This window comes from Glycomyces tarimensis (assembly GCF_054776215.1).
Genome location: NZ_BAAHCB010000020.1, coordinates 259,091 through 277,428, shown reverse-complemented (window position 1 = coordinate 277,428; position 18,338 = coordinate 259,091). Strand labels below are relative to the sequence as shown.

Sequence of the window (18,338 nt, the reverse complement as noted above, 5' to 3'; positions counted from 1 at the left end):
CGGGGACGGCCAGCGTCCCCGGCTCGGCCCCTCACGCGCCGGTCCTCGCCCGGCGTGGCCGCGCGGCGTCGAGGACGGCGCAGTCGTCAAGGCGCCAGCCCTCCGACAGCAGTCGGAACGTGAGCGTCATGGCTCGACGTGTCCGCCCGTCGCTGATCATGACGACGAATTCGGCGATGCGCTCGGTCGGGCAGGACATGCGACGGATCCTCGTCTCGTGGAGCCTCGTCGGGACCTGCCGGCGCACCCGGCAGAACGCGGCCCAGCCCTGCGGCGTGGCGTAGCGCTCGACTTGGTAGGCGGGGCTGCGCCCGGCCAGGACGTTCAGGAAGTAACAGGAGAACCCCGCCGCCTGACGCGGGGAGATGCGCGGAGCTGTTGCCTCGTTCTGTTTCGGACACTTCACAGCCGACTCCTCTGACTACTGATTGGACGGGCGGCGCGATCCGCCCTACGATCGAGTAACTTACTGATGACTATCAGTAGCGTCAATCACACCGCTACATGGAGGGCGCCTGTCGACGTCCGACAACTGTAGACATTGGAACGTCGCGGCACAGGCTCCGCCGACCGTATGGAACATGTGCTCGGGCGTTAGTCGGGGCCGCTGACGAATCCCTACAAAAATCAGAAAAACCACAAGGCGCGTCGCTTCAACGCTTGCGGAAGTCGATGCGGGAGCCGTCCGGGAAGACGACGCGGCGGTAGTAGCCGACGTGCTTCCGACGGCCCGTGATGCGACGCTTCCGGGTGCGCTCGATGCGTGGCTCGAATACGAACTGCTCGGCCGGGATCTCGACGAGGACCGCCGCTTCGACCGATGGGTACCGCTCGGCGGAGGCGTTCTTCCCCGGCTCGCTGCTGATCCACTCGCCCCAGACCCGTCCGCGGACCTCCACGAACGCGAGACGCCGGTCGGTGAGCACCCAGACGCCCTTGCGGCGCAATGCCGGAGCGATGGCTCGAGCGACCTGCGAACGTTCGCCCTGGCCCCGGGCCACGATCGACGGACTCCTGCCCACGCCGCTGCCGACATCGCCGCTCTCCGCCATGAAGACGACGATGATGACGACGACGATGCCCACCGTCCGCATCAGAAGGCGGCCGATGGCGCGCGGGAGGGCCGCCGCAGCCTCGCTGACGGTGCGGCGTGGTTTCGGTATGCCCTCGAGTACCGGCAGCCGATGCCATACCGGGACCCACTCGTAGAGCCGCTCGCCGTGCTCCAAGAACTCACGCTCCAGCATCGACCTGGAGTCCTTCTTCAGGTCGAACCTGCTCGTGTCCGCCATGAGCTGCACAGTAGGCCACCCGTACCAATCGGCGTTGTGGTGTGCGATCGGGCTGTGCCAGGCTGAAGCGGTGACCGATCCGATTCGCCTTCCCCGCACGCTGGACGAGGCCCTTGCCGCCGAGAGCGCGGGCCGCCCGCTCCGATTCCTCCACTTCTGGGGTGAGGAGCCGGACAGCGACGGTCTGGGGCCCGGTTGCCTCAGCCAGTGGTGGATATCGGACTTCAGCGACGACGGCCGCCTCTTCGCCTCAGCGGAGCACTACATGATGGCGCACAAGGCATGGCTGTTCGGGGACAGCGCCACTGCCGAGAGGATCTTGCAGGTGAGCCACCCCGGCGAGGCGAAACGCCTCGGACGCCAGGTCCGCGGCTTCGACGAGGCGGCCTGGAAGGAGCACCGCTTCGACATCGTCGTGCGCGGCAATGTGGCCAAATTCGGACAGTGGCCCGATTTGAAGGCGTATCTGCTCGCGACGGGGGACCGCGTGCTGGTCGAGGCCAGCCCGGTCGACCGGATCTGGGGCATCGGTCTGCGCAAGGACGATTACCGCGTCGATTCGCCGGCCTCGTGGCGCGGGCTGAACCTGCTCGGCTTCGCGCTCATGACCGCCCGCGACCTGCTGTCGGGGGGCGCGCCGACGCTCCGGCGCGCCGTTGGCGGCGACGCGGCGAGGATCGGTGAGGTCTTCTTGGCAGCCAGGGCCACGATGGCGTACCTGCCGCGTTTGCACTCCGACGAGCAGACCCGCGCCTGGATCGAGCACGTGGTGCTCGCCGAGCACGAGGTCTGGGTCGCCGAGTTGGACGGCGAGGTCGTCGGCTTCGCGGCACTGCGCGATTCGTGGCTCGACCACCTCTACGTCGATCCGACGCATCAGGGCGCGGGCATCGGTTCCGCGCTGCTGCACCGGTCGATGCAGCAGCGCCCCGAAGAGCTGCATCTGCGGGTGTTCGAGCAGAACGAGGCCGCCAAGCGCTTCTACGAGCGGCACCGGTTCTCGGTGGTCGGGCGGGGCGACGGCGGTGACAACGAAGAGCACCTGCCCGACGTTCACTTCCGCTGGAGCGCCTGAGGAGCCGGCGAACGCGGCCTTCGGGACGGCGGCGCCGTGGCCGGTGGGCCGGCGGCGCCGCCTTGGGCACTCCTCCACATCTTCGGGCATTCGGGCACGATGCTCCTGATCGACACGCTTGCCATCGCCGTGTCTTTCGGTCGCCTCCGCGGTGGTCCGCGTATCGCAATACCTGACCGGTTCTCGGCCATATCGAGCAGCGGCCCTAGGCCCCGGAAGTTGGTCTTGGGTGAACCAGGTCGGCGTGATCGAAGGTCGATCAGTCGTTCAACCGTGTATCGGATCAGGATGAGGAGGCGTGGTGGACATCCTGATCTTGATGTCGTTCTCGCCGTGACGTGCGACTTCGTGCAGGCCCAGTCGACGGTAGAGGGCCTGGGCCCGCTGGTTGACGACGAGGACGTCCAAGACGAGGTCGCGGCCTTGTTCGCGGGCTTGGCGCATGAGGTCGGCGATGAGCCGGCTGCCGATGCCGCGCCCCTGGTAGTCGGGGTGGATTGAGATCCGACCCAGGTAGATCTCCGTGTCCCGGTGCTCGACAGCGAGCATGCCGGCGTTCATGCCGTCGACGGTGATGATCTGCCATCGACCCGGGGTGAACGCGCGGGCATGGTAGTCGCGCTGGAGTTCCTCGTCCCAGCCCCAGATGGCCGTGACGTATGCGCCCATGGCGGCTTTGTGCAGCTCGAAGCAGTAGTCGCCGTCTGCGGAGGTGGCCGGCCGCAGGCCGATGGCCGTCATGCCGCTCGCTCCGCGAGGCGTTCGATCAATCGGCCGCCTTCGAAGCGCGATCCGCCACCGAAGAAGGCGACGAGACACCGTGGGTTCATGGTTGCCTCCGGGGGTTCGTGGCCGACCCTATCGAACAGGCGATGATCAGCGCCAATCACTTTCCGGGACAACCGTCAGGCGGCGAGGACCCGCGAGCCATCGCGGATCGCGGGTCCTCGGCTCACGGCGCCTCGGCGAAGTAGAACAGGTTCGGCGCGTTCGCGAGCTCCGTCGGCAGCTCCGCCGTCCACCGGGATTCGCCGTCGTAATCGAGGAACTCGACCGCCGTGTCGTCTCGCGACAGGTACCCGTCCACCGCCATGGAGTCGCAACCCGCGCCGTCCGCACCGACCGATTCGCCGGTGTCCAGATCGAGCACCTTGGTCCCCGACTGCGGGCGGATCGTGAAGCCGCCCTCGTAGGTCTCGTGCTCCGCGTAGCCGTCGGCCAGGCACACGTACCTCCCGGTCGGGTCGACGTCGACCAGACCGGTGACCTGGGGGTCGATACCGCTGAGGCCGTCGAGTCCGATCGTCTCGATCCGTTCGCCGGTCTCGTCCACCCGGTACAGCTCGCTCACCGCGAGGTCGTGATAGATCCCCTCGGTCTCACCGTCGGCGGCATACCAGCGCAGGCGGCAGCCCTCGCCGAGATCGATCTGGGTCCGCCGCCGCTCGCCGTCGGGCGAGTACCACTCGGTCGGCCCCCACGCCTCGGCGAACGTGGGCATCGCGTCGCCTTGTCTCTCGCCGCCCCAGATGTCGGCGCGGTGCACGGACAGCGAAGCCCCGTCAGGAGCCCAGGCGGGATCGAGGCAGGCGTGATCCACCGGGTACGGGACGGTGCCGCTCACCTCCCCCGATGCGAGCTCGCCGATCTGGAGTTCGGCCTCGGGGCCGCCTCCGGCGATCCAGGCGGCGTGGCTCTGGTCCGGGGCGATGCTCAGCGACGCGGTCAGCACCGTGCCGACGTCACCCTCGTGCTCCCAGACGCCGCTCAGGTCGAACACCGGTTCGGCCTCGTCGGCGCCGGTCTCCCAGCGCCACAACCGGTGGTCGTCGCCGACGCCGTAGAGCACGCCCTGCTGCTCCTCGTCGGTCGCGTTGTTCGCCACCTCCGCGCCGCAGGCGGTCATGCCGGCGGCCAACGCCAGCCCGCCCGCGGCGATGCGGATGCCGCGTCTGCGATCGGCCATGTCGTCTCCTCAATCAACTGTGAACGTGCCGGCGTCCTTGTCGGCCATGCAGTGCCTGCCTATGAGATCCAGCCAGACGCGGCCCTGGACGGCCGAGGCCGTCGGGATGACGTCGCCGGCCTTGAACTTCGCGCGGAGCCGCTCGAAGCCCTCCTTGGTCTGCGGCCCCCAGTCGCCGTCGACGGCCATCTCGGTCATTCCGGCGAGATCCCGGGCGGCCCACTGGATGATGGTGACGTCGGTGCCGTAGTCCCAGTCGAAGGCGACCGCCTGGCGGCCGCGGTCGGCGTGGATGTGGTTCCAGTGGCTGCCGTCGGGATCGTTGTGCACGTGGAGGACGGTGCCGAAGTATTTGCGGCACATCGCGACGGCCGCGAGGTAGCGGCGGCGCATTCGGCGCCGGGAGTCCTTGCCGTGCACGGCAAGGTCCACGAACTGACCGGGGCCCCAGTTGAACTTCGTGAAGTCGATCGCGGCGCCGTAGCGGTGGTAGCCGGCCTTGCAGACCTTCGCTCCGGCCACGCCGGTCCAACGATAGGACCACGGCTCATCGTCGTCGGGCGGATAGGACTGGCCGAGTTCATCCAGCGCCCGTGCGAGCTTCCCGGCCTGGGTGTGAATCTCCTCGTGCATCGTGAAGGACGTGACCGACGGGTGGACGCCGTATCCGTCCTTGTTGAGCTTGACGCGATACCGCATCTTCCAGTCCCTGCTGGACAGATAGTCACGGGTGATGTCGGCCATAGCGCACTTCGATGAGGCGAACGCCTTGCTGGCGCTGGGGAATGCCATCGCTCCTCCTAACTGACTCCTCGTGCCCGGACCGCGTCGCCGTCGGCTTCGAGCCAGGCGCCGGCGCGCCCTTGGACGGCGATGACCTCGCCGGCGCAGCCGCAGGCGGTGCCCGCGGACTCGAGGGCGCGGCCGTCGGCGGTGAATCGGGACTCGCTCACCTGGCCGTCGACGTCGCTGTAGACGCTGACGTCGCCTTCGGTGGTGGGGATCGCGGCCATGGGACGTCCGGCGCCGCTGCGGGCGGCGACGAGTTCGGGCGTGGTGCCGGGCCGGGTGCTGTGGAGGGTCTGGTTGCCGTCGGCGTCGCCGGTCACGGCGAGGAGGCGACCGCCCGCGGCGGTGAGGACGGTCCCGTAGCCCTCGCCGAGGGCCTCGGCGACCGGGTGGTCCCGCCAGGTGCGGCCGTCGTCGGAGCTGAGCAGGAGGTGGCTGCGGTTGACGATCGCGAATTCGGGGTCGGAGGAGCCTTCCACCGCGACGGCGATGCCGCGCTCGCCGTGCAGGGCTATTCCGGAGGCGACACCGGACTGAACGAGCTCGGGAACCGGCAGTTCCGCATAGCTCGACCGGCCGCCCGAGATGCGCAGGAGCGCCGGCCTGGCTCGGTGGATCTCGATGTCCACGAGATCGTCGGGCAGGGCGGGGTCGGCGTCGTCGGGGTCCACCAGGGCCCGGAGGCGATCGGGCAGGGCATCGAGGCGATTGTCGACGGTGACGGTCTTGACGAGTTCGTCGACCGCGCCGGTGACCCAGAGCGTCTCGCCGCGTGCCGCCATCGAATGCGGGTGGAAGCCGACGGGCAGGCCGATACCGGCGCGCTCACCGAGGACGGCCCGCTGGTCGTCTCCGACGTTCAGGTGCCGGATGTCGTAGAAGCCATCCGGCTCCTCGTCGGCGGTGAGCGCCAGGAGTTCGCCTCCTCGGGAGGCGGCGGAGCGGATCGTCGAGGCGCGACCGTGCGCGCGGGGCCGCGGCGGAGCGGCGGTGATCCCGGCGGCGAGCACAGCCGCCGCGCCGGTCAGCACCGTCCGTCGCGTCAGGTGCGAGGACTCTGGTACGGCCATGCATGCACTATGGCCAGACGTCAACCCTCAAGTGTGCAGAATCCCCAACTTTCACTCTTCGGGTGTCATGTAACGGGATATCGCACCGAGAGCAGCTGCCCTGTAACATGACTGCACCTCACACTTTCGGCAGTGTCGCCGATCCACCCCACTGAGGAGATCCGCCAGATCGGAGCACCTGCCTCCCGCTGCGATCGCGGATGGCCACGATGACGAGCAAGACTTTGGAGCGTCTGATGGATTTCCCGGCGATCGATCCCGCTTCCGCGCGAGCGCGGCTCGCGAACTGGAAGGATCGCACCGACAAGATGGCGGCCGACACCCAGTCGCTCGCCGCGCAGGTGCAGACCCTGCGGGCCACCGCCACCGACCCCGAGGAGCTCGCCGAAGCGACCGTGGACCACACGGGAAGCCTCGTGGACCTCGTCTTCAGCACGAGGGTCAGGCGGGTGCCCGAGGAGGAGTCGGCCCGAGCGGTGCTGCTGGCGATCCAGGCCGCGAAGGTGAAACTCGCCGAGCGTTCGCGGGAGGTCGTGGAGGCGACGGTCGGCGAGGAGTCACCGGCCGGCCAGGCATTGATGCGAGGCCTGAAGCGGCAGTTCGGCCCGGACCCGGAGCAGGGGGACGGGCGCTGATGGCGGGCGGGTACATCGTCGATCCCGAGCAGTTGCGGGCCCACGCGAGCAATCTGGAGCAGTTCCGGGCACGGTTCGAGGCGATCAGGAGCGCCAGTTCGCACATCATGCAGGACGACGAGGCGTACGGCCAGCTCTGCGGCTGGATCGCCGGAATCCTGGAGGAGCGGCACGTGCGCCAGGACGGACTGGTCGACTTCGTCGAGGAGAACATCGCCCTCGCCGCCGAGAGCATCCGCGCCGCGGCCGACGCCTACGAAGCGTCCGACAACGACTCGGCGCTGGAATTCGACGACTTCACCTCCCGACTCGACGGATAGGCGGCGGCAATGTCTGACAGTTCTCTGGTCGCCGATGTGGAGTCGACCCGGCGGCCGTGGACCGGCGCCGGGCTCGCGGACGGCATTGAGGGCCTGGTCATGGCCATTGACAGCGGCAGCTGGGTCCAGGGCACGCTGGCCGGTGTCGGGCTCGGGCTCGAGGTCGTCGGCAGCGCCATGGACCCGTTCTCGGCGCTGCTCGCCAACGGGCTCGGTTGGGCCATGGAGTACTTCGAGCCGCTGCGCGAGATGCTCGACTGGCTGACCGGCAAACCGGACGTGGTGATGTCGCACGCCCAGACCTGGTTCAACATGGCCGACGAGCTGTTCGCGATGTCCACCGACCTTGGGACGATGGTCAACGGCGATATCGACGAATGGTCCGGCGCGGCCTCGGACGCGTACTACAACATGATGGGGCACAACGTCGAGGGCATCGGCGGTCTCGGCGCGGTGGCGTCGGCGATCGGGGCGGCCACCGAAGGCGCCGGGGCGCTGGTGCAGATGACCCGCGACCTCGTGCGCGACCTGATCGCCGATCTCGTGGCGCACGTGGTGGTGTGGGCCGTCGAGGCGATCTTCGTGGTGACGATCCCGGCGATCGCCGCGCAGATCGTCGGCGCGGTGGTCAAGTGGTCCGGCATCATCTTGCAGCTCGTCACCTCCCTGCTCACGAGCATCGAAGCGCTCAGCAAGCTTCTCAACGACTAAGGCCGCCAGCATGAGACGAACCTTGAAACTCTTCCTCGTCCTCGGCGTCGCGTTCGCCCTGCGCCGATCCGGCGGCGGCAGTGGCGGCGGCGACGGCCCGAGCAACCGCCCCCGCGACGGAGGCGACGGAGGCGACGGCACCGGCTCGGGCCGGCCGTCGCAAAGCCACGGCAACATCAACGCCGGCCAGGGCACCGGAAGCGCCCAGGAAGCGGTCCAAGCCGAATTCGACCAAGGGCGCGCGACGAGCAGCTCCGAGAACTCGAACCCCGACAATCCCGATACCGCATATACTGGCGGCACTACGAGACCCCGTTCTGAGACGCAAGATTGGGAGTGGGCGGAGGACGCCTACGACCACTGGCGAAACAATGGCGATGAAGACGTGGACCTCATTGCGCTGAACTTGGCCGACACTCCGAGGCAGGACGGTACCACAGGATTCAGTCCTGAGGAAATTGCGCTCATGAAGGACAATGTCATGCGCAATGAGCATCCGATTGACGATAAGTACGATGAAGGACAGGTAGATTTCAAGCGATTCGACGCGGATCCCGAAATTGCGGCTGCATGGATTCGCATGCAAGAAAATAGGCCGACCGAATCTGACATCGCGCTTCTCGAACATGAAATTGCCGAAGCCAAATACTGGCAGAACAATCCCGACGCCGTATACTCAGAAGCCCACGACGCTGCCAACGAAGTGTCAAACTGGGAGGCGACCTTCGACAGGGATAGCGCTCCATACGAACCCCTTGACTACACGAATCCAAGGAGACCCTAGATGGCACGGACGTCATTTCTCATCGTGAAACTGGCCGAGACGGAAAGTACGATCACTTACGGGTACGGCGAAGATCGTGAGCATATTGAGGGAACTGTCGATTTCGATCGCGACTCCGGGGAGGCTGTGAACAAGTCCGACGACTCTGATCGCGCACGAATCGTAGCCGGATTCGTACCGTTCAAGATGCGAAGAACCGGTACTTGGCCTCATCACTACACCTATGCTGCGTGAACCTGGGTTGCGAACGCAGGGCCTCGGCAAGGTAGCCTTTGGTACTTGTTCAGGCCGCCGAGAGTATCCGAGCCGCGGTCGAAGCCTACGAGGAGTCCGACAACGACTCGCCGTGTCCTTTAGAGACTTCACCTCCCAGCTCGACGAATAGACGGCGCTAATATGCAAGTGGCGGATTACAAAGTGCAGGTGCGTCGGCTGGTTGGCGGCACGGACCCATACCGTGGTGACCCGCGAGGTGGGGAGGAAGGCGACCTCGATGGCGCGGACCGCCGAACCGGCGTGTCCGCATTCCGCCGTGGCATTGAGAAGCGACCGGTTCAGCACTCATTCGTTATCCTGCCCGATATGGCGATTCAACTTTTCATCAAGAAGCTCTCCGAAGAGGCGGACACGGTGACCTACGGCTACGGTTCCGGACCGGACGAGCTGGAAGGCCAGATCACGTTGCGGAAGGATACCGGTAAGTCCGCCGATGGAACCGAGCCCTCCGGAATCGAACTGCGCGCATTCCACGTGGTGCACCGAGCAAGACGCCGTTCAGGACGGTGGCCTGAGCATTACAACTATGTAGCCTGATCGCACTCGAATGGCGTGGCCGTGCTTCCTGGTTCAGGCCTTTCGCATGCGGGTCGCTGAGTACGACACGTACGTGTCGAAGCTGGCTGAAAAGTATGGCGATCACATTGGGCTCTCGGCGGCAAGGCCTCTTCAGAACATGGTCTTGACTGACTCGTGTGCCCTAGCGTCCCACGACCTGGCATTGGCATCCACTGCCTTGGAAGCGCCCTGTTTCGAGCGGCAAAGCGGTTCGTCACGATGGCGGTGAGGAGCCCGGTCGCGGCGTAGGCCAGGCCGAGCAGGCTCACGCCCGGCCATCCCGCGGTGCTGTAGGCCCAGGCGGTGGTGATCGCGCCGAGCGCGGAGCCCAGGGAGTAGTAGGCCATGTAGGCGCCGATGACGCTACTGCTCTGGTCGGGGTGGGCGGTGGTGAGCAGGTGCTGGTTGCTGACATGAACGGCTTGCACGGCGAAGTCCAGGGCGATGATGCCGACGACCAGCAGCCACAGCGAGGATTCGACTTGAGCGATGAGCAGCCAAGAAGCCGTGAGCAGCGCCAGCGACCAGACGGTGACCGAGAGCGCCAGGCCCCGATCGGCCCAGCGGCCGGCCCGCCCCGCTCCGAGCGCCCCGGCCAGACCGGCGAGTCCGAACAGGCCGATTTGACCGGTGTCGAGGTGCCACGGCGCCCCGGTGAGCGGGAGAGCCAGGCCGCTCCAGAGCGTGCCGAAGGAGGCGAAGACGAAGAACGCGACCACTCCGCGGCTGAGCAAGAGCCGGTCGCCGGCGACAAGGCGACCCAGGGACACCACCAGCTGTCCGTATCGAACTCGGGTTCGGTCGCGGTCGGCTCCGAAGAGGAACCACACCGCGAGCGCGAGTGCCATGCAGAGGCCGGTGAGCAGGAGGTAGATCGCGCGCCAGTCGCTCAGTTCGGCAAGTGCGCCCGCGACGACCCGGACGCCGAGGATCCCGATGACCACGCCCGAGGTGACCGCTCCGATGTTGCGGCCCCGCTCCTCGGGCGGGGAGGCGGCGGCGACGTAGGCGACCGTGATCTGAACGACCACGGCGAACAGCCCGGCCAGGGCCAGTCCCGTGATCGCGACGCCGCTATTGGGCGCGAGGGCGGTCACCACCGTCCCGAGCGCTACGAGCAGCAGGTGCGCCGTGATGAGCCGGGGCCTGCTGAACATGTCACCGAGCGGGACGAGCAGCACCAGCCCGGCGAGATATCCGATCTGTCCGGCGGCGACCAGCCACCCCAGCGTGCTCGCGCCCATTCCCAGTGCGTCGCCGGCGCCTTCGAGGATCGGCTGGATCGCGTAGATCGCCGACACTGCCACCGCGCAGACGAATGCCAACACCAACCGTTGCCTACCGCTCAATCCCGAGTCCACATCACCCTCCAGCTGGTTTCAAAATGCAACTCATCTGAGCATAAGGCATAATGGTTTCAGATTGAAACTCAACTTGGGGAGGGCCAGTGGACGTCACACTCACCGCCGGAAGCGCCTGGACCGATCCTGCATGCCCGGTCGCACGGACCGTCGACCTCATCGGAGACCGGTGGAGCCTGCTGATCATCCGCGACGCGATGGACGGGGCGACGACCTTCACCGACTTCCGGCAGCGGCTGGGGATCGCCCGCAACATCCTCACCGACCGGCTCCGGAAACTCGTTGAGCACGGCATCCTCGACAAAAGCGCCGCCGCCGACGGTCGGAGCCGCGCCTACCGGCTCACCGAAGCCGGGCAGGACCTCTTCACCGCAGTCGTCGCCCTCCGCCAATGGGGTGAGCGGCATGCCTTCGCCCCCGACGAGGCACACTCCACGCTCGTCGACGGCCAAGGACGGGAACTACCAGAACTCCGCCCCCTCGGCCAGGACGGCCGACCGCTGACAGCCGCGGCATTCCACGTTCGAAAAGTCGACTGAACAAGACCGCGCCCGAAGCCACCCCTTCGCCCCTGCACAACCATCACCGACGGCGGCAGGCAACGTGCTGGGAATGACTCATTGGGCCTGGTCGAGCCGGGCGGCCTGTTTGGGCAGATGGGTCCGTTCGGCCGTGCTGAGTGCGGTCCGGGCCGCGGCCGCGTTCAGGCGTGCCGCCTCGGTGCGGTTCCCGGCGCGCTCGTGCAGGTGGGCGGCCACGGCCTCCCGACGCGAGAGGTCCGGGGCCACCAGCGCCTCGACCGCCTAGCAGGGCGTCGCGAACGTCGCTTCCACGGCTTCCCGATTCGCCGTCCACCAGGTGACCATGCGTTCGTCGCTGAAGAAGAGGTCGTCGCAGGAGCGGTCGCCGCGGTCGTAGTGGAAGTCCAAGTGCCAGCAGTGGGACAGCATCTTCCACCAGCGGCGGCGTGCGGCATCGGCCAGCGCCTCGCGGTCGATCCGGCACACCGAGCGATACCCGGACAGCAACGCCGCGACCCTGGTGAGGTCGATACGGCCGTCTGGCCCATAGAACTGCCAGGTCGCGGCCCGTACCAGCTCTTCGGCGTACGGACGGACACGAACGCGGTCCCAGTCGATCACCGCACCGATGCGGCCATCCGTCCAGATCAGATTCCAGTCTTGGCAGTCGCCGTGCGTCCACCCTTGCGGCCCTGCGACGACGGACGTCTCGGGGCGGAGGTGCGCATGGGCGGTGATGAGGCCGAGACGGCGGCGCAGGACCGGGACGGCGGCGCGGTCGAAGTCATCGGTTTCGGGGCGGCCAGCGGCGAGCTGGAGGAACCGCTCGGTCTCCGCCAGCGCGGCATCAGGGTGGGTGACGTCGGCGGTCCTGGGCTGGGGTACGGGGAGGCCGAGGGCGGGATCGGCGAGGGCCCGGTGGACGTGGCCGATCACGGCGCCCATGTGCGCTGCCTGCGCGAGTGTCATCTCCGGCCCGAGGTGGCTGCCGTCGACCCATTCGCACAGGTAGTAGTGGCGGCCGCCGACCTCGGGAAGCAGCTCGCCAGTGGTGGCGGCGACGGGGCCGGCAATCGGTACACCGGCGGCGGCAATGCGATCGAGCAGTCCGAGGTTGCGGCGTACCAGGACCGTGTCCTGATCGGTGAGATGCTTCAGCGCGAAGTGACCGCGGGTGCAGTCGATGCGCCAGTTCCGGTTCATTCTGCCGTCGGGCAGGTAGCGGATCTCGTGGATGTCGCCGAGCTGGTAGAGGCCGGTCAGCGCATCGAGATCTGCTGGCGCGGCGGAGTGCGGGAGCTCGGCTTCGGGCGTCTGCGTCACCCGCCGAAGCTAACCGGAGACGTGTCCGTGCGCAACCGGGTTGCGGCGGGTCGGGCGCGGCCGTAGGGTCCGCTCATGGCTCGCTTGCGTGACATCGTCGTCGACTGTCGGCACCCCGCTTCACTGGCGCGTTTCTGGGCAGCGGTTTTGGACGGCTATGCCGTTGCGCCGTACGACCAGGAGGAGCTGGATCGGCTCCGCGCTCAGGGGGTGTTCGATCCCGAGGACGATCCGGCGGTGCTGGTCGAAGGGCCCCACGGGGCGCCCTCCATATTCTTCCAACTCGTGCCCGAACCGAAGGTCACGAAGAACCGCATGCACCTGGATGTCGTCGCGGGCGAAGGCGAATTGGAGCGCCTGCTGTCACTGGGCGCTTCAGTGGTGGGGCGAGAGCCCGAGTGGGTCGTGATGGCCGACCCCGAGGGCAACGAGTTCTGCCTGATGGACTCCTTACGCCCGCTCGTACGCGAACAGTCCGGCAGACCTGCCTGCGCGACGGCTCTGGTCGGACATTGCGACGCCCGGCGCTTCGGTGGTCAGGACCCGCACAGGTCGAGTGAGGCTCATCGGCTGCGGTGCCGTCCGGTCACTCGACTTCCTCGGCCTCGACGTCGACGATTCCCTCGTCGTTCGCGCCCCGCGACTGTTCTTCGTCTCGCGCTTCGATGGCGCGCTGTATGGCGTCTTCCCGAGTGGGGAACTGCTCGGCTTCTTGGGGTAGTTCGACGATGTCGCCGGCGGGGCCGACGTACATACGACGGTCGCCCCTGACCAGAACCGGTGTCCAGCTCATACTGCCCTCCATGCTCGTTGTTCCCGTTCTCGCGCCATTGTCACCCGAAGGCCGCCCTCCTGTCAGCCGGAGCGCGGTGTTCACAGCGGGCGCTCTCGGCCGTTACAGGCGAGGGAACGCGGACACCGACATCGTCCAGATGCTCGTGCACTGAGTCCAAGAAGACCAGTTCGGCGAGGCTGTGTTCACGGGGACGGAACCGCGGCCGGTGGATGCGGAGCGCAAATCGGTTTCCGCCGGCGGTCACGGCAAAGACGGCATTATTGAGCAGCCGGATCGGCTGGACCGAGACGGGACCAGGGAGGTCGTAGCGAGCCACGGCTGCATGCGCGGCCTCACGGACGACGTCAGCGTACGGGGGGTCGTCAGGAGGCAAGGCGGCTCCTTCCAGGACGCACCGACGCGTACCGGTGCACTCGCCATCAGAGCAGGCTTCCGCCGGGTCCGCAACCAGGTATCGATCCCTTCCCGGTCACCGACGACACCGGCGCGCTCCTTGCCTTCACCACCGCCGTGTTCAGCGGCCGCGCCGAAGTGAAAGCGAGCCGGCCCGTCGACGGCGGTCTAGGGCTGACGGACCTCCCTGGCACAGAGGGCCTCGGTCACCGTTCCAGATGATCGGCCGTGCACCACACCTCGGCATCGGCGATGAACGCGCTCGACCTGGGTTTCGCCGGGTCGACCCGTGGCGAACCGGCCAGGCGCGTGCCGCCGACCGAAATGGAGCCTTCCCTGCACGGAATCCATACCGTCGAAAGGATGTTCGGTGTGCCGCCGAGGTCGTACGCCTCGTTGCGGGTCAGATGGCGCTCGATCGGGCCGCTGATCTCCACGGCCACGTCGTCGCCCGTGGCGCTGAGCCCCTTGGCGTGATCGAGTTGGAACTCCACCGGCGCTTCCGTGAGCTCCGGATCGGGCCAGCCGATGCCGTCGGTCACGTCGTCGAAATACTGATTGAACTCGGTCCCGAGCCAGGCTCCCAGGTCGGTGTCCGATGCGATGATCCGGATCCGCTCGGGTGTGCCGAGCACGAGCGCACGCCCACTGCCGCGCTGCGACCAGTCCACTCGCCAAACCGAGGCGAACGCGGTCGCTCGGTCGCCGTCGTACAGGGTCACGCAGGGGTTGGCGCCCATGAGTCGAAGTGTCATGCCAGCAGTCTAGGCAACTGCTTCCAAACGGTCGCGGGTGTCGACCGGGCGCCGGGCCCGCCAGGAGACCATGAGCGCCCCGGTGACGACCTCCTCGCCACCGAGAGCGCCACGTCAGCCTACGTCCCCCGAGCGCGGAACCCACCAGGCGATGTTTGCTCACCTGGTGGGTCGGTGCTCAGCCCCGCTCGACGGTGAGCTTGTCGCCGATCTCGCTGGTGCTGATCTGGACGGTGTCGCCGTCGATGATCTTGCCTTCGAGGAGCTGCCGCGAGAGCGGGTCGCCGATCGAGGACTGGATGAGCCGGCGCAGCGGCCTGGCACCGTAGACCGGGTCGAAGCCCCGATCGGCCAGCCACGACTTCGCCGAGTCGTCCACGGCGAGCTTGAGCCGCCGCGTGTCCATGCGCCGCTGGAGACCGCGCAGCTGCACGTCCACGATCGACTTGAGGTCGTCGTGCTCCAGGGCGTGGAAGATGACGATGTCGTCGAGCCGGTTCAGGAACTCGGGCTTGAAGTGGCCGCGGATCGCGCCCATCACCGACTCCTTCTTCGCCTCCCCTTCAAGGGTGGGGTCGATCAGCGCCTGCGAGCCAAGGTTCGAGGTCATGATGAGGATGACGTTGCGGAAGTCGACCGTGCGGCCCTGGCCGTCGGTCAGGCGTCCGTCGTCCAGCACCTGGAGCAGCGTGTCGAAGACCCGCTGGTGCGCCTTCTCCACCTCGTCGAGCAGTACCACGGAGTACGGACGGCGCCGCACCGGCTCGGTGAGCTGGCCGCCCTCCTCGTAACCGACGTATCCGGGCGGGGCGCCGATGAGGCGCGCCACCGAGTGCTGCTCGGTGTACTCGCCCATGTCGATGCGGATCATCGCCCGGTCGTCGTCGAACATGAACTCCGCCAGCGCCTTCGCCAGCTCGGTCTTGCCGACGCCCGTCGGCCCGGCGAAGATGAACGAGCCGGTGGGCCGGTTGGGGTCCGACAGGCCGGCGCGGGCGCGCCGCAGCGCGTCGGCGACGACGGTGACGGCCTCCTCCTGGCCGACGACGCGCCGGCCGAGGGCGTCCTCGGCGTGCAGGAGCTTCTGGCTCTCCGATTCCTGCAGGCGCCCTGCGGGAATGCCGGTCCAGGCGGCAACGACGTCGGCGATCTCGTCGGCGTCGATCTCCTCTTTCAGCATCGGGGCCTTGGCGTCGGGTTCGTCGCTGCGTTCGAGTTCGGCCTCGGCGACGGTGAGCCGCTGTTCGAGCTCGGGGATCTTGCCGTAGCGCAACTGCGCGGCCTTCTCCAGGTCGTATTCGCGCTCGGCGCGCTCGGCCTGTGTGCGCAGGTCGTCGAGCTGCTCCTTGAGGTCGGAGACCTTGGAGATGCGGTCCTTCTCGAACTCCCACTGGCGCGAGAGCACCGAGAGGCGCTCGCGGGCGTCGGCGAGTTCGCGCTGGAGGGCGGAGAGCCGCTCGGCCGAGGCCGGGTCGTCGGTCTCGTTCTGCAGCGCGGTCTCCTCGATCTCGAGGCGCCTGACGGCCCGCTCGACCTCGTCGATCTCCTCGGGGCGCGAGTCGATCTCGATGCGCAGGCGCGAGGCGGCCTCGTCGATCAGGTCGATGGCCTTGTCGGGCAGTTGGCGGTCGGGGATGTAGCGGTCCGACAACTGCGACGCCGCCACCAGGGCGGAGTCGGTGATGCGCACGCCGTGGTGGACCTCGTAGCGTTCCTTGAGGCCGCGCAGGATCGCGACAGTGTCCTCTACGGACGGTTCGCCGACGTACACCTGCTGGAAGCGGCGCTCCAGAGCGGCGTCCTTCTCGATGTGCTCGCGGTACTCGTTCAGCGTGGTCGCGCCGATCATGTGGAGCTCGCCGCGCGCCAGGGCCGGCTTGAGCATGTTCCCGGCGTCCATGGAGCCCTCGGTCTTGCCGGCGCCGACCATGGTGTGGAGCTCGTCCATGAACGGGATGATCTCGCCGTCGGAGGACTTGATCTCGTCGAGCACGGACTTGAACCGCTCCTCGAACTGTCCCCGGTACTGGGCGCCGGCGATCATGCTGGCGAGGTCGAGGAGGATGACGCGCCGGTCGCGCAGCGATTCGGGGACGTCCCCGGCGACGATGCGCTGGGCCAGGCCCTCGACGATGGCGGTCTTGCCGACGCCGGGCTCGCCGATGAGCACCGGGTTGTTCTTGGTGCGGCGGGACAGGACCTGGATGACCCGGCGGATCTCGGTGTCGCGGCCGATGACCGGGTCGACCTTGCCGGAGCGGGCGTTCTCGGTCAGGTCGACGCCGTACTTCTCCAGGGCCTTGTAGCCCTGCTCGGGGTCGGCGCTGGAGATCTTGCGGTCGCCCCCGCGCAGCGTGGGGAAGGCGCCGAGCAGTTTCTTCTCGGTGGCGCCCTGGTCGGCGAGGTAGGTGCCGACGTCGCCGCCGGCCTGCACGAGGCCGGTGAGGAGGTGCTCGGTGGAGACGTATTCGTCGCCGTAGTCGGTGGCGATCTTGTCGGCGGCGTTGATGGCGCGCAGCGACTCCCGGGCCATCGAGGGCTCGGAGACGGACGGACCGGAGGCGGAGGGCATGTCGTCGAGGCGGCGCTCGGTCTCGGCCGAGACCGTGCCCGGTGTGACGCCGACGAGTTGGAGCAGCCCCGGGGCGGTGGAGCCGTCGACGGTGAGCAGCGCGTCCAGCAGGTGCCAGGGGTCGACGGTCGCGTTCCCGTTGGCGGCGGCGGAGCGCGCGGCTTGGGAGATGACTTCGCGGCTCTTGGTGGTCAAGCGATTGACGTCCACAGGTCTGTCTGCCTTCCTCTCGGCGAAGTGAGCGAGCCGTATTCCGGGTACAGCGCGATAGCGAACATGACGGCCGCAATTACCGCAGAGTTGAGTCTAGCGGACTCAGGTTTTTGGATCCACTCGACAGTTATGCCCACAGCGTAAAGCCCCGGGCCGCCGCGGCCCGGGGCTTTTGGACGGAGTGGCGCTACTTGCGGGCGCCGGTCACACCGAAGATGGACTTCAGCTTGGCCACCAGTCCCGGCTTCGGGGACGTCGATGCGGTCTCGTCGGCCTTGACCTGCTCGGCCTCCTCCTCGGCGGGCTCCTCGATCCGGTCGATCTCGGTCTTGCTCTCGACCTTCGGGGCCTCCGCCTGGGCGGGGACGGACTGCTCGGCCTCGGCCTTCGCTGCCTCCGACTCGGTCTCGGGCTCGGGCTCGGTCTCGGTCTCGGCCACGGGCTCCTCGACGACCTCGGGTTCGGGCGCCGGCTCAGGTTCGGGCTCGGCCTCGGCGACCGGCTCGGGCTCCGGCTCGCTTGCAACGGCGGCTTCGGGAGCGGCCTCGGCGACCGGCTCGGGCTCCTCGGCGGCGGCCTCGGGCTCCTCGGCGGCGACGAGCAGTGCCTTGAGCTCAGCGAGCGACAGCACGGGCACGCCGGACTCCTCGGCCTTCTTCACTCGAGCCTCGGACGACTTGACCGTGTCGTCGATGACCAGGTGCGTCACCGTCTTCGTGAACTTGGCGGCGATCGCGACATCTGCGTCGGCCGCGGCGATCTCGCGGGCCTCTTCGGCTTCTGGGCCTGTGCCCAGGACAATGATCCGGATCTTCGCTCCCGTCTTCGTCGGCACGGGGACCTCCCTTATTCGATGGTTTGCGGCTTCAGGGGCACAACGGGTTTTCGTGTCACGCTCCTGAAAGCGTACCGGGTGGTCAGACAGAGA

General features: G+C 67.7%; 21 protein-coding genes and 2 pseudogenes. 10 read left to right on the top strand and 13 right to left on the bottom strand.

The annotated features are described in order from the left end of the window. Positions 1–31: 31 nt before the first annotated feature. Both ACYVK3_RS16090 and ACYVK3_RS16085 read right to left on the bottom strand, forming a co-directional pair. Positions 32–406 (bottom strand): Rv3235 family protein, encoded by a 375-nt coding sequence (locus ACYVK3_RS16090; RefSeq protein WP_460498352.1) that lies wholly within the window; start codon positions 404–406, stop codon positions 32–34. Positions 407–653: 247 nt separating this feature from the next. Next, complete coding sequence (locus ACYVK3_RS16085) at positions 654–1,292, bottom strand: hypothetical protein (protein ID WP_460498351.1); 639 nt, start codon at positions 1,290–1,292, stop codon at positions 654–656. A gap of 70 nt (positions 1,293–1,362) precedes the next feature. Here ACYVK3_RS16085 and ACYVK3_RS16080 point away from each other — a divergent pair. Beyond that, a pseudogene (locus ACYVK3_RS16080) lies at positions 1,363–1,926 on the top strand (NADAR family protein); the annotation flags it as partial. Between the two features lie 75 nt (positions 1,927–2,001). Next, positions 2,002–2,367, top strand: a complete 366-nt coding sequence (locus tag ACYVK3_RS16075; protein WP_460498510.1) for a GNAT family N-acetyltransferase — start codon at positions 2,002–2,004, stop codon at positions 2,365–2,367. Between the two features lie 267 nt (positions 2,368–2,634). Here the strand turns inward: ACYVK3_RS16075 and ACYVK3_RS16070 are convergent, their stop codons facing one another. The 4 genes from ACYVK3_RS16070 to ACYVK3_RS16055 all read right to left on the bottom strand — a co-directional run bounded on the left by ACYVK3_RS16070 (position 2,635) and on the right by ACYVK3_RS16055 (position 6,192). Continuing rightward, on the bottom strand, positions 2,635–3,108 hold the full coding sequence (locus ACYVK3_RS16070; protein WP_460498350.1) for a GNAT family N-acetyltransferase: 474 nt from the start codon (positions 3,106–3,108) through the stop codon (positions 2,635–2,637). Positions 3,109–3,319: 211 nt separating this feature from the next. Beyond that, positions 3,320–4,333 carry a hypothetical protein gene (locus ACYVK3_RS16065; protein WP_460498349.1) on the bottom strand — a complete coding sequence of 338 codons (1,014 nt, stop codon included), beginning with the start codon at positions 4,331–4,333 and terminating at the stop codon, positions 3,320–3,322. 9 nt (positions 4,334–4,342) lie between these two features. After that, positions 4,343–5,125, bottom strand: a complete 783-nt coding sequence (locus ACYVK3_RS16060) for a hypothetical protein (protein WP_460498348.1) — start codon at positions 5,123–5,125, stop codon at positions 4,343–4,345. Between the two features lie 8 nt (positions 5,126–5,133). Further along, positions 5,134–6,192: a hypothetical protein gene (locus tag ACYVK3_RS16055; RefSeq protein WP_460498347.1), complete on the bottom strand. Its 1,059-nt coding sequence runs from the start codon at positions 6,190–6,192 to the stop codon at positions 5,134–5,136. A 209-nt stretch (positions 6,193–6,401) separates the two neighbouring features. On the opposite strand from ACYVK3_RS16055, the gene ACYVK3_RS16050 reads away from it, so the two are divergent. The 6 genes from ACYVK3_RS16050 to ACYVK3_RS16025 all read left to right on the top strand — a co-directional run bounded on the left by ACYVK3_RS16050 (position 6,402) and on the right by ACYVK3_RS16025 (position 9,455). Further along, positions 6,402–6,827 (top strand): YbaB/EbfC family nucleoid-associated protein, encoded by a 426-nt coding sequence (locus ACYVK3_RS16050; protein ID WP_460498346.1) that lies wholly within the window; start codon positions 6,402–6,404, stop codon positions 6,825–6,827. Then, the gene (locus tag ACYVK3_RS16045) at positions 6,827–7,147 is read left to right on the top strand and encodes a type VII secretion target (RefSeq protein ID WP_460498345.1); all 321 of its coding nucleotides are present in this window, start codon (positions 6,827–6,829) and stop codon (positions 7,145–7,147) included. Before ACYVK3_RS16050 ends, ACYVK3_RS16045 begins: the two co-directional genes overlap by 1 nt. 9 nt (positions 7,148–7,156) lie before the next feature. Further along, positions 7,157–7,858: a WXG100 family type VII secretion target gene (locus ACYVK3_RS16040; RefSeq protein WP_460498344.1), complete on the top strand. Its 702-nt coding sequence runs from the start codon at positions 7,157–7,159 to the stop codon at positions 7,856–7,858. Between the two features lie 10 nt (positions 7,859–7,868). Continuing rightward, entirely contained in the window at positions 7,869–8,642 is a 774-nt protein-coding gene (locus tag ACYVK3_RS16035; protein WP_460498343.1) for a hypothetical protein, read from the top strand. Then, positions 8,643–8,876: a hypothetical protein gene (locus tag ACYVK3_RS16030; protein ID WP_460498342.1), complete on the top strand. Its 234-nt coding sequence runs from the start codon at positions 8,643–8,645 to the stop codon at positions 8,874–8,876. It begins immediately after the preceding gene. 168 nt (positions 8,877–9,044) lie between these two features. Next, positions 9,045–9,455: a hypothetical protein gene (locus tag ACYVK3_RS16025; RefSeq protein ID WP_460498341.1), complete on the top strand. Its 411-nt coding sequence runs from the start codon at positions 9,045–9,047 to the stop codon at positions 9,453–9,455. Here ACYVK3_RS16025 and ACYVK3_RS16020 read toward each other — a convergent pair. Continuing rightward, the gene (locus ACYVK3_RS16020) at positions 9,443–10,804 is read right to left on the bottom strand and encodes an MFS transporter (protein WP_460498340.1); all 1,362 of its coding nucleotides are present in this window, start codon (positions 10,802–10,804) and stop codon (positions 9,443–9,445) included. The two genes, ACYVK3_RS16025 and ACYVK3_RS16020, sit on opposite strands and share 13 nt — an antisense overlap. 119 nt (positions 10,805–10,923) lie before the next feature. Between ACYVK3_RS16020 and ACYVK3_RS16015 the strand changes: the two genes are divergently transcribed. Beyond that, positions 10,924–11,376, top strand: a complete 453-nt coding sequence (locus ACYVK3_RS16015) for a winged helix-turn-helix transcriptional regulator (protein ID WP_460498339.1) — start codon at positions 10,924–10,926, stop codon at positions 11,374–11,376. 78 nt (positions 11,377–11,454) lie between these two features. Here ACYVK3_RS16015 and ACYVK3_RS16010 read toward each other — a convergent pair whose 3' ends face one another. Then, positions 11,455–11,625: a hypothetical protein gene (locus tag ACYVK3_RS16010; RefSeq protein WP_460498338.1), complete on the bottom strand. Its 171-nt coding sequence runs from the start codon at positions 11,623–11,625 to the stop codon at positions 11,455–11,457. 15 nt (positions 11,626–11,640) lie between these two features. After that, a complete protein-coding gene (locus ACYVK3_RS16005) occupies positions 11,641–12,681 on the bottom strand; it encodes a protein kinase family protein (RefSeq protein WP_460498337.1) in 1,041 nt (346 codons plus the stop codon). Between the two features lie 75 nt (positions 12,682–12,756). Here ACYVK3_RS16005 and ACYVK3_RS16000 point away from each other — a divergent pair. After that, a pseudogene (locus ACYVK3_RS16000) lies at positions 12,757–13,122 on the top strand (VOC family protein); the annotation flags it as partial. 145 nt (positions 13,123–13,267) lie between these two features. Here the strand turns inward: ACYVK3_RS16000 and ACYVK3_RS15995 are convergent. From ACYVK3_RS15995 to ACYVK3_RS15980, 4 genes are all read right to left on the bottom strand, one after another. Beyond that, positions 13,268–13,474, bottom strand: coding sequence for a hypothetical protein (locus ACYVK3_RS15995; protein WP_460498519.1), 207 nt, complete (start codon positions 13,472–13,474; stop codon positions 13,268–13,270). Positions 13,475–14,076: 602 nt separating this feature from the next. Then, positions 14,077–14,610: a hypothetical protein gene (locus tag ACYVK3_RS15990; RefSeq protein WP_460498336.1), complete on the bottom strand. Its 534-nt coding sequence runs from the start codon at positions 14,608–14,610 to the stop codon at positions 14,077–14,079. A gap of 193 nt (positions 14,611–14,803) precedes the next feature. Beyond that, a complete protein-coding gene (clpB, locus tag ACYVK3_RS15985) occupies positions 14,804–17,407 on the bottom strand; it encodes an ATP-dependent Clp protease ATP-binding subunit (RefSeq protein WP_460498335.1) in 2,604 nt (867 codons plus the stop codon). Between the two features lie 190 nt (positions 17,408–17,597). Then, positions 17,598–18,245 carry a hypothetical protein gene (locus tag ACYVK3_RS15980; RefSeq protein ID WP_460498334.1) on the bottom strand — a complete coding sequence of 216 codons (648 nt, stop codon included), beginning with the start codon at positions 18,243–18,245 and terminating at the stop codon, positions 17,598–17,600. Positions 18,246–18,338 lie beyond the last annotated feature (93 nt).